Source organism: Natrinema versiforme JCM 10478, assembly GCF_000337195.1.
Lineage (GTDB): Archaea > Halobacteriota > Halobacteria > Halobacteriales > Natrialbaceae > Natrinema > Natrinema versiforme.
Genome location: NZ_AOID01000049.1, coordinates 25,206 through 34,245, shown reverse-complemented (window position 1 = coordinate 34,245; position 9,040 = coordinate 25,206). Strand labels below are relative to the sequence as shown.

Here is a 9,040-nt window from a genome sequence, read left to right as displayed (position 1 = left end):
CGGATGAAAGCCCGATGTCCGAACTGTAACGAAGGATTGGGTGAACAGGTCAGAAAATACGTCTCTGACGGCTCTCCGGTCGCGGACTTCGTCTGCCCGGATTGTGACCACGAGTGGGCGCTACCGCTATGAGCCCGCATCAGATTTCACCGCATTTCGAGTGGACTGGACAGCGCCGCTGTGATCGGTCGCTGGCGGTTCAGCTTTCGGGCCTCGAGGACAGCAGGTAGCCGATCAGCCCGTGTCGGCTACTCATTTCGTAGGACGGCGACAACGTGGGACCAGTCAGTGAGTCGGGTCCAGTTCAACGTCTGACTGTAGTCGACGTAGAAAAAGTGTGGTTCGACTCATTTCGCCACCGGTCGGAGACAAATAGACATCGGCTCCGATTCGGCTGTTTTGCGGATGGGGGCTGACGGAACCTCGAATTGCGATTTTCGCGCGGTTTAGGGGTTCAACACTCATGATCACAAATCGGGAAGGTAATCACGTCGCTGGTCAGCCTTCTCACGGGCGTTTCGGCGGTCATAGTGGCGATCAAGAACCTGGTTACTCGCATCGAGTCGGTCTCCGACGACGCGACGGGGAACTCCATCACGTCGATAAGCAGTTACTCGACCACTTCGAACGTCGTGCGGAGAGCGAGAGGAAGGACACTTGCTCGCGAGCGTGTGGACCGTCGCCTCACACTCATCTATATCACGATCGTGCGGGCACCCTTCACCGCGCCAGCACGGACGAGTGATCGCATACATCGTGCTTCGAATCGTTCCACCACTCGGCCGACCATGGGTCGTCGTCAACAGTGGCGACCGACCGTGGTCGTCTGTCACGTCATCCCGCGGTCCGTCGATGTAATCCTGCAGAACACCGGCGACGTAGCCGCTGATACCGTTCCACCGTTCGCCTTTCTGACCGTTCTTGAGCGGCGTATCCGTCTCAGGCCGATGCGAGAACTGTAGCCCCGGCGAATCATCCTCGAGGTCGCAGTCCTCAAGGTCGAGAGATCGGATACCTCCCATACGCGCGCCCGTGTGCCAGAGCAGGAGTAGTGTAACGTGTCTCCGCGAGGCGTATTCGTACCGCTGCAGGTAGTCGAGAATCTCGACGACCCGATTGGGCTCGAGCGTCGTGTCGCTCACGCCCTCGCTGGCGGATACAGTCGGGAGCGGAACCTTGCTATAGAGATCCTCCGGAACAGCGTCGATATCAGCACAGAACCGAAGGAACGTACGCAACGTCGAGAGCTGTCCGCGGAGGGTAATCGTCGCCACCTCCTCGCGGCCCTCGCCCTTCCCCTCTCGTCGCCAGACACGGTAGGAGTAGAGGTCGCGGCCGGTGAGCGTGTTCAGGTTCTCAATGTCCTCTTCGTCGCACCACTGCGTGAACGCCTCGAGCCGGTAGACCTGCGACGGGAGCGTTTGGTCACTCAGTTCGTCCCGGCGACCTTCGACGTACATGTCGAGGGCTTGCTCGGGGCTGATCGGCTCGAGGTTACTCATCACGATCACCTCCCCAGTTTGCCGGACTCCCCCAGCGGAACTCGGGGCCGTCGTTCTCGAGCTGGTCGCGCTCGAAGAGCCGATCGTGAATCCACGTCTGCAGCGCGGGGCCGGACCGATCGTGCGGCGGATGGTCCGGCACGTGATGGTCGTCGACGCGAGCCGAGAGGTCGTCTAGACAAGCGACCATCTCGCACAGGACTGCGTTCTGGTACCGCATCTCCGTCGCGATCGCTTCCATCGCCTCGGTCTGGCGCTCGACCGCGTCCGCTTGCCGCTCGAGAGCCTCGAGTTGTGCCTCGAGTGCGAGGAACTCGTCACTCCCCATCGTGATCACCGTCGACGTAGAGGTCCTCGAGATCGCCCTGACTCGCGGTGCTCTCCTCGTCGGCGAGCCCCTCGGTGAACGTCTCGACCTCGCTACGGAACAGCCGGAAGAACTCGCGGGTGCTCTCTTCGGAGCGGACCTGCGAATGCTGTTTCGTAATCGAGGCGACCATCGATTCGAAGATCTGGTCCTCGTCCTCGAGGACTTCGATGCCGTCGGAGAGTCGCCGGTAGGCGAGCATCTTCTGAAACCCGCGCGTGTTGACGACGGCCTCGATCTCCTCGTCGGAGAGTTCGTCCGTGTCGATCATGCGCGATCACCCATCCCCGAGCCGTCGGTCGTGGCGATCCCGATCTCGCAGGCGTCCACGAGGCGCTCGACGCGCTGGATAAGCAGCGCGCGCCCACTGTCGGTGAGCACGTACTCGTTCGTTCGCTTGTCGAGTGCGGACTTCTCGACGAGCCCATCGTCGGCGAGGTCGTCCAGATTCGTGTAGAGTCGCCCGTGGTTGACCTCGCCGTACTCCCGCTCGAGACGGCGCTTGATCGCGAGCCCGTAGCTGGTCTCGGCGTCACGCTCGAGGCGAGCGATCGCCGCCAGCGTATCGCGCTGGAATCCAGTGAGGTCGCCCCACGTCGTGCCACCGTCGGCTACGAGTCGCTGGTCAGAAGCAGTCGATACGTCGGTCGTGTCGGGGCTTTCAAGACCCCGCGAATTGTCGTCGTACATGGCTGGCGTAGCCTGATTACGCGAGCCGCCGCGGACCCGGTGCCCATACACCGGACCGCATTTTCCGAACGGACCCAACGGACAGTCGGGCCCACGTGAAACTCGCGTTATCATACCGGTCTCTACTCTATCCAAATAAATGTGTCCACAATATCGTGTACTACAAATCACGATTATGTATATACATTCTGCCCCATCGACGGATGTAAGAATCACTCCGATAGTTTCCCAGTAATGAGGAAACGTGCGGAGTGGATGAAGGATGCTGACGAGAAAATTCTCGACATCCTTGAGGGTGGTTTGATGCTCGGCCCAACCACTATCGCAAAAAACCTTGATCTGTCCCGTTCCTACGTAAGCCGACGCCTGTCTATACTGATAGCCTACGGCTTTGTTGAACAAATCGAAGAGGGTTACTACCAGATCACTGACCGGGGCGAGATGTGGCTCCAGGGCGAAGTCGACGCGAGCGAACTCAACCCAACCGAAGACTGACCCCGTCACGCTTCGACCCCCTCGAGTCCGATCCGTCGGAGCAGCGGCTCGAGCCAGCTGGGGATCTCGTCGTCGATGCGCTGACCGTTCTCGTTTAGCGTCAGGACCAGGCCCGCGACTTGGTCCTGCACCGCGAGTACCCAGTGTCGCCCACGCTCGACATGAACGTCGATCCGTTTCTTGTTGTCCGGCGAGCCGGTGATCTCGACGTCGACGGATCGACCGTCCTCGAGTTCCGTACTCAATCGCGATTCGCTCGGTCTCGACTGGCCTGTTCGAACAGACATGGGTGAGTGAAAGCCGCAGATATGGATAAGACCAGAGCGGAGACGAACGGAAAACGGCCGAAAACGGCTCTCGCGTTCAATATCCCACGATAGCGAGCCTCTTCGGCGAATAGCGGAAAACGAACGGAACGAACGGAAAACTCAGAAGTCGGGGACGGCGTAGACCTTCCCCTTCCCGTTTCCGTTCGATTCGATCAACCCATACTTCTCTTCGAGATTCACGAGGTACTTCCGACGGGTGCTCTTGGCCTTCGGATTCTGCGCGCGCTGTTCGTAGGTCTCGTGCAACTGCGAGCCCGAGACCTCCCGTGCCGCTTCAATGATATCGTAGAGCAACCGCTTGTGCGTCCCCAGGTCCTCGACGCGCTCGAGGTGGATCTCTTCGAGGGCGGCCGTGCGAACCTCGTCGACGACCGCGGTCGTGATCTGCGATCGGTCGTCGTCTCTCGAGACGACCCGTGATGCACTCCGGAGGATACCGATCGCCTCCCGAGCGTCGCCGGCGGCGATGTCGGCGATGTAGTCGATCGCGTCGCTGGAGATCGTCCCCGGCCGGAGTCCGGCTCGAATGCGAGCCTGGAGGATGTCGACCAACTGCTCGTGGTTGAACCGATCCAGCGTAATCATCTCCGCGCTCCGGAGCCGGCTTCGAACGCGAGAATCGAGATATGCGAAGAGGTCGTCTTCGTCGATCGTGATCGCGACGATCGTCACGTTCGGCACGTCGATGAGCGCCTGCAACGTCGTGTCGTCCTCGAGCACGTCGACCTCGTCGATAATCGCGACGACGCGCTTGTCGCTCTCGCGGAGTCGGTCGATGAATGCACTCGTCGGCGAGCCCAGCTTCTTGAGGTTCGCACCGAGATCCGCGTCGCGCATCACGCCGTGGAGGACCTCTGCTTTCGACGAGCCGGAGATACAGTTGTGATAGCCCCAGCGGAGGTCAAGCGTCTCCCGCTCGAGTTCCCGAACGACGAACCTCCCGAGGGTAGTCTTCCCCGTGCCGCTCGGACCGAAAATAAGCACGTTCTCACCGGTGTCCCCGTCCGCAATGGGCCGGAGCGCGTCGGCTAACTGCTCGATTTTCGCGTCCCGGTGGTGGAGATCGCTCGGGATATGAGATGGTCTGAGTGCTCGAGCATCCGTAATCATGAACTATAGTTACTGGACTACCTATTAATTACTGATGGGTGGAGGCGATCATGAACCGGGGCTAAAATTGCATACAGAGGACTATCATAGAGCGATTGTCTCTTGAGATTGGTAGTCAAAAAACATTAGTCACTGTGATTGAAAGAGAAGATAATGCGGTTACGTCGCTCTCAATCATCTGAACGGGCAGTTTCACCTGTTATTGGAACCGTATTGCTTATCGGAATGTTTGTGGCTGTGATGACAGTTCTTGCAGCAGCGATTCTTGGTGTTGGTTTTCTCCAGCAACCGCCAAGCGCAGAAATGGTCTTTCAAGAAGATGAATCAGTAGCGATCGTGCTGACCGATGTTCGGGGACTCTCCGCTGATAGCACTGAGATCCAGCTCAGAGGCGAAGGGGACTGTGGTCAATGGGATAGCAGTGGCACCCTCAAGAAAGGTGACGTGACGATCGTGGAGAGGAATGATTGTCCTGATCCACTTGAGAAAGGAGATGTGTTGCAGGTAGTGAGTCCGAAGGTGTTGCTCGACACGTATGAGGTCCGTGGAAATTGGTATGATCGGTGCGACGCCCTCACCAACGGCAATGATCTCACCGTCTCTAAAGACGACTCGCCTCTCAAATGCGATATTGTTGGTGATGACGGGGGACGGGCCGATATTAAGGTGACCATCAATGAGGATGCTGAACTCATCGGTACTGTCAAACTCAGTGACTCGTCAGAATCTGATTTTAATATCAAACAAGAGGGGAAGTTCACTGGGACTCTCAATAGTGATTCCATGCCAACAATCAAAGATAAAGCGACGATCAACGGTGACATTACACTCCCCGAAGAGCCGAACGGAGATACACTGAAATTAAACCAAGATACAGAAATGAATGGATCAATCAAGACAATTGATGAAGAAGTCCAGTTGAAAAGCAACGTAATTGTAAGAGGCGACATTATAGTTGAAGGTAGCGGCATGGACCCCGGAGTCGATCTTGGAGAGAACGTCCTCGTTGATGGAGATATCGATGCGAATGGGCACTCAGTAGATGTATCAGAGTCCGCGAATGTTACGGGGACGATTACGCAGAACGGGTAAAAATCTGCCATAATCGTAGCCCTTGTGTAGATACTCACTCCAGTTTCACATCACCGCTTGATGTACCCAGGGACCGCGCAGCATCCGCTGACACCACGATATTTCGCTCCCGTAACGCAACCCTGCCGCCGGCCACGTGGTCAATCAACGCCACCAGTTCCTCGAGATAGTCTCGGTTTCGATCTTCTCGCACCGTGAGTGTGGCTTTCCCGTCGTGTTCGATCGCCCGATTCTCGAGATACGAGTAGACGAACTGTTCGCGAACGCTCGCGGGTGCGTGCTCGAGATACGTCGGCAGTGAAAGATGTTGGTCGGTTTTCGGACCGACAGGTGCACCGAGGACCGAAAGCACGCGGCCAAGGACAGAGGCGTCATCGCTCGGTCGGACTTCATCGGCTCGGCCGTCGCGATCGGCGACGACCTGATAGTCGACGCCGGCCAACTCAAGAGCGTCGAGCACATGGCTGTCCTCGCCGCGATGGTTCAGCGCGAACGACGGTTGATAGTGCGTTTGTTCGATTGAGCCGCCCGAAAAGACGTTCGCGACGAGCGTATTCAGCGCCGTAAACGCCGGGTCGTCAAATCCGGTCTCGAGCCAGCCGTAGTCCCGGGCCGTTTCGATCCCGCGGACCACGTCGGGTTTCGAATCGTCGAGCCACGGTCGAATGCGACCGCGCGGTAACTCCAGTGCCGACGCGATCGCGCTCGAGCCCTTCGAAGGGTGCTTGCTCGCATACGCCATGACCTCGCGGTAGTCTTCGACGGCCTCAAACGGGTCCGAATACGAGGGTGGATCGTAGGTGCGAGCGAGCGCGCGCTCGGAGATCGGCGCGTCGGCAGCGGGCATGAACGGTACTTGGATTGAGTCGTCAAATTCTTACTGTTTTGGTTATCAGTTTGAAAATCGCAAGACAGCGGCGTTTCAAGAGGGTGCTGTACGGTGTATAGCACCTGCTGATTATCAGGTCTGAAAGCCTTTCGCGATAGTTCTTCGGTTCGAGAGTTGTACTATCGAATAGATATAAGTAGGGCTAAGCGAGTGGTTGTGACAGCATCGGTGACGACGGTAATCGCGAGAAAGCGGGAACGGTTGGGTTGGTCCTATCTCCCTGCGTGTTCCAGTCCGACAAGCGGACAAATAAGCTTTCTCACCGTTCACAGGCGATGCACGAGTAAACCAATGATGGACGGAAAATCAATTCGGAAGAAACTGGTTGGCAATGAACAGGAACGGGCAGTGAGCCCGGTTATCGGGGTCATCTTGATGGTGGCCATAACTGTGATCCTTGCTGCTGTGATCGCAGCATTCGTGCTTGATATGGGCGACAGTGTTGAGGAAGAAGCGCAAGCAGGCGTGAATATTGAGGTTGACGAACCAAGTAATCAGACTCAGGCAACATGGACCACCCAAGGAAACACAGATAGTATTACTATCGCTGTGTCCGAGGATGGTGGCGACGGTGAAGCAGAATTTGAGTTGGAAGAGGTTGGTGAGTCAGTCACATTCGATAACGAATATTTGGAGGATGACTCTAACGATGGTGTCACTAATGCATTCAGTGACAGCGGGTCACCCAGCGAGGGCGATGAATATAGCGGAAGTATTACGGCTACAGCGACTATTGAAGGTGGATCGTCTACTGTAGTTGCTACTGAATCGTTCACGATACAATATTCGGGCTGAGATATCGGGCTATAATCTCCGTTTGTTTTCTATTTTTCCAGATTTTTCAAGTAGATCTTAGATCATGTGTCGATTGCGTCGACAAGTTCGACCGTCCACTCACCATCACCGATGTAGCGGATGTGAAGGTGGTGTTCTCCCTCGAGGTCGCCGTGCTCGTCAAGCAACCCCTCGATGCGGAGATCGTCTTTCGGCAGGGTAATTCCGAGCGAGTTCTGGTCTAAGCGTCTGAGTTTGTTCAGTGCCATGTAGCGGCCGGCAACCCGCCTTGGTATAAAGTTTGGTGAACCTTGGTTTTCCCGACTTTTTCGGTGAGAGGGGTTGCGGACCGAGCGTATGGCGCTTAGCCTACCGCAGAAGTACGTTCCCGACACCGTTCGTCGGGAAGACGGTATCGACCTTACAGACAGCATCCTCGCGCCCATCTTCGTGCTCGCGTCGTTCGCGATCGGATCGGTCGGCACGCTCGAGTTCGGCGAGCCGCTGAACTTTGCACTGACCGATGCACTGTATAGCGCGCACGGGACCGAGATCACCTTCGCGTTCATCATTTCGATGGGGGTGCTGGTGATCGGATGGCTCACGAACGAAGCCACGCCAGAGGACTACACGGACGTTGAGACGGTTGTGCTCTTGCTCGCCGTGATCCTGAACGTGCTCGGCGCGCTCGTGCCCGCGGTCGCCGTGACCCTCGAGTCGATGTGGTACCTCGGCTGGTTCACGGTCTTCCTGAACGGCGCGGCGTTCTACCTGATCGCCTACAAGTAACTCGAGGGCTGATTCAATGAATTTCAACGTTTTCAGCGATACAACGGACGGCTGGTACAGGTCTCTGAGTACCGCGCTCAAGGTGGCAGAAGATGCGTTCCTCGCACTCGGGTTGCTCGTCGTCGGCGCGATCACGGCCTACGTCGTGGTGGCGACTCTCGTCGTGTCGTTCGGGGGGTGGTTCCTATGACGGCGGCCCAAAGCCCACAGCCCACGAGTTCGGACGGTCCGACTCGGCGCGGCTTCCTCGAGCGCGTCGGCGTCGGGACCGGCGCGGTCGTCACGCTCGGCGTCGGCGGCTCGGCAGTCGCGCCGCAGTTCTCGCCGGTCGGACGGGCACAGGGGATCGCCTGCGGCGGACTCTGTATCGGCGCTGCGGCCGCTGGAGGGGGCGTAGCGCTCGGCTGGGCACTCGGCGAGTGGGACCCACTCGAGGACGACAGTCCGCCGGAAGGGACGACGTGGGAGACGCTCATCGAGGACGTGTACGACACGGCGCTAACCCGTGAGAGTGAGAACGCCTCGACGTTCATAGATAACCAGAATATTCTCGACGGTGCTGAACACACTGCCTATGGAGATGGTAAGGTCGCTGGTATCGAATCTCTGAACAATCAAGATGCACAGACTGACGTTACGCAAGCTGCGCAGGATGCGAATGCGGAGTACTGGACGACCATCATCACGAACCTGCTGGAGTCGTGGAACGAGTCTGTCCGAGAGCTTCGCAACTACTTCGGAAGGCTGAACGGCCACGTAGACTCTCCGAGCGGCAACTTTGAGGGCGATCTGGCGATCCTTGCAGCGGATGGCTACTCGTCCTCGGTGTCGCGGGTGGTCGAGGGGACTATGGAGTACGAGCTACCTGACGGATCGACCTTTGAGGTGGAGGATCTGATCTTCGAGCGCGACAACGACGCTGGGGGCGGCTGGAATCTGATCGACGTTGACCGGTACGCTGACGATCGTTTCGGCTCTGATCCGGTCGTCACAGTCAGCCTCT

The 9,040-nt window shown here is 57.7% G+C and carries 13 protein-coding genes; 5 read left to right on the top strand and 8 right to left on the bottom strand.

Annotation, left to right across the window (positions count from 1 at the left end; all coding sequences use genetic code 11):
• Positions 1-467: 467 nt before the first annotated feature.
• The 4 genes from C489_RS16320 to C489_RS16305 are packed head-to-tail and all read right to left on the bottom strand — an operon-like array spanning position 468 to position 2,559.
• Positions 468-1,502 carry a tyrosine-type recombinase/integrase gene (locus C489_RS16320; RefSeq protein ID WP_006432433.1) on the bottom strand — a complete coding sequence of 345 codons (1,035 nt, stop codon included), beginning with the start codon at positions 1,500-1,502 and terminating at the stop codon, positions 468-470.
• Positions 1,495-1,830: a hypothetical protein gene (locus C489_RS16315; protein ID WP_006432427.1), complete on the bottom strand. Its 336-nt coding sequence runs from the start codon at positions 1,828-1,830 to the stop codon at positions 1,495-1,497. Before C489_RS16315 ends, C489_RS16320 begins: the two co-directional genes overlap by 8 nt.
• Entirely contained in the window at positions 1,820-2,140 is a 321-nt protein-coding gene (locus C489_RS16310) for a hypothetical protein (protein ID WP_006432426.1), read from the bottom strand. The genes C489_RS16315 and C489_RS16310 overlap by 11 nt, the downstream gene beginning before the upstream one ends.
• On the bottom strand, positions 2,137-2,559 hold the full coding sequence (locus tag C489_RS16305) for a PadR family transcriptional regulator (RefSeq protein ID WP_006432425.1): 423 nt from the start codon (positions 2,557-2,559) through the stop codon (positions 2,137-2,139). Before C489_RS16305 ends, C489_RS16310 begins: the two co-directional genes overlap by 4 nt.
• Before the next feature lie 255 nt (positions 2,560-2,814).
• Here C489_RS16305 and C489_RS16300 point away from each other — a divergent pair, with 255 nt between their 5' ends.
• The gene (locus C489_RS16300; RefSeq protein WP_239642067.1) at positions 2,815-3,054 is read left to right on the top strand and encodes a winged helix-turn-helix domain-containing protein; all 240 of its coding nucleotides are present in this window, start codon (positions 2,815-2,817) and stop codon (positions 3,052-3,054) included.
• A gap of 5 nt (positions 3,055-3,059) precedes the next feature.
• Here C489_RS16300 and C489_RS16295 read toward each other — a convergent pair whose 3' ends face one another.
• Positions 3,060-3,341 (bottom strand): hypothetical protein, encoded by a 282-nt coding sequence (locus C489_RS16295; protein ID WP_239642066.1) that lies wholly within the window; start codon positions 3,339-3,341, stop codon positions 3,060-3,062.
• Positions 3,342-3,482: 141 nt separating this feature from the next.
• Entirely contained in the window at positions 3,483-4,493 is a 1,011-nt protein-coding gene (locus C489_RS16290; protein WP_006432418.1) for a Cdc6/Cdc18 family protein, read from the bottom strand.
• A 153-nt stretch (positions 4,494-4,646) separates the two neighbouring features.
• Between C489_RS16290 and C489_RS16285 the strand changes: the two genes are divergently transcribed.
• Complete coding sequence (locus tag C489_RS16285) at positions 4,647-5,585, top strand: type IV pilin N-terminal domain-containing protein (RefSeq protein WP_083902826.1); 939 nt, start codon at positions 4,647-4,649, stop codon at positions 5,583-5,585.
• Between the two features lie 34 nt (positions 5,586-5,619).
• On the opposite strand, the gene C489_RS16280 is transcribed toward C489_RS16285, so the two are convergent.
• The gene (locus C489_RS16280) at positions 5,620-6,432 is read right to left on the bottom strand and encodes a hypothetical protein (RefSeq protein ID WP_006432416.1); all 813 of its coding nucleotides are present in this window, start codon (positions 6,430-6,432) and stop codon (positions 5,620-5,622) included.
• A 333-nt stretch (positions 6,433-6,765) separates the two neighbouring features.
• On the opposite strand from C489_RS16280, the gene C489_RS16275 reads away from it, so the two are divergent.
• A complete protein-coding gene (locus C489_RS16275; protein ID WP_006432415.1) occupies positions 6,766-7,269 on the top strand; it encodes a type IV pilin in 504 nt (167 codons plus the stop codon).
• A gap of 62 nt (positions 7,270-7,331) precedes the next feature.
• Here the strand turns inward: C489_RS16275 and C489_RS16270 are convergent, their stop codons facing one another.
• Positions 7,332-7,517 carry a hypothetical protein gene (locus C489_RS16270; protein ID WP_006432414.1) on the bottom strand — a complete coding sequence of 62 codons (186 nt, stop codon included), beginning with the start codon at positions 7,515-7,517 and terminating at the stop codon, positions 7,332-7,334.
• Between the two features lie 88 nt (positions 7,518-7,605).
• Between C489_RS16270 and C489_RS16265 the strand changes: the two genes are divergently transcribed.
• Positions 7,606-8,037 carry a hypothetical protein gene (locus C489_RS16265; protein WP_006432413.1) on the top strand — a complete coding sequence of 144 codons (432 nt, stop codon included), beginning with the start codon at positions 7,606-7,608 and terminating at the stop codon, positions 8,035-8,037.
• A 16-nt stretch (positions 8,038-8,053) separates the two neighbouring features.
• Positions 8,054-8,227 (top strand): hypothetical protein, encoded by a 174-nt coding sequence (locus C489_RS21935; protein ID WP_160163648.1) that lies wholly within the window; start codon positions 8,054-8,056, stop codon positions 8,225-8,227.
• Positions 8,228-9,040: the final 813 nt, after the last annotated feature.

Excerpts from the sequence above, each read along its gene's own strand:
- C489_RS16320 (WP_006432433.1), bottom strand. The coding sequence starts at position 1,502 with ATGAGTAACCTCGAGCCGATCAGCCCCGAGCAAGCCCTCGACATGTAC.
- C489_RS16315 (WP_006432427.1), bottom strand. The coding sequence starts at position 1,830 with ATGGGGAGTGACGAGTTCCTCGCACTCGAGGCACAACTCGAGGCTCTC.
- C489_RS16310 (WP_006432426.1), bottom strand. The coding sequence starts at position 2,140 with ATGATCGACACGGACGAACTCTCCGACGAGGAGATCGAGGCCGTCGTC.
- C489_RS16305 (WP_006432425.1), bottom strand. The coding sequence starts at position 2,559 with ATGTACGACGACAATTCGCGGGGTCTTGAAAGCCCCGACACGACCGAC.
- C489_RS16300 (WP_239642067.1), top strand. The coding sequence starts at position 2,815 with ATGAAGGATGCTGACGAGAAAATTCTCGACATCCTTGAGGGTGGTTTG.
- C489_RS16295 (WP_239642066.1), bottom strand. The coding sequence starts at position 3,341 with ATGTCTGTTCGAACAGGCCAGTCGAGACCGAGCGAATCGCGATTGAGT.
- C489_RS16290 (WP_006432418.1), bottom strand. The coding sequence starts at position 4,493 with ATGATTACGGATGCTCGAGCACTCAGACCATCTCATATCCCGAGCGAT.
- C489_RS16285 (WP_083902826.1), top strand. The coding sequence starts at position 4,647 with ATGCGGTTACGTCGCTCTCAATCATCTGAACGGGCAGTTTCACCTGTT.
- C489_RS16280 (WP_006432416.1), bottom strand. The coding sequence starts at position 6,432 with ATGCCCGCTGCCGACGCGCCGATCTCCGAGCGCGCGCTCGCTCGCACC.
- C489_RS16275 (WP_006432415.1), top strand. The coding sequence starts at position 6,766 with ATGATGGACGGAAAATCAATTCGGAAGAAACTGGTTGGCAATGAACAG.
- C489_RS16270 (WP_006432414.1), bottom strand. The coding sequence starts at position 7,517 with ATGGCACTGAACAAACTCAGACGCTTAGACCAGAACTCGCTCGGAATT.
- C489_RS16265 (WP_006432413.1), top strand. The coding sequence starts at position 7,606 with ATGGCGCTTAGCCTACCGCAGAAGTACGTTCCCGACACCGTTCGTCGG.
- C489_RS21935 (WP_160163648.1), top strand. The coding sequence starts at position 8,054 with ATGAATTTCAACGTTTTCAGCGATACAACGGACGGCTGGTACAGGTCT.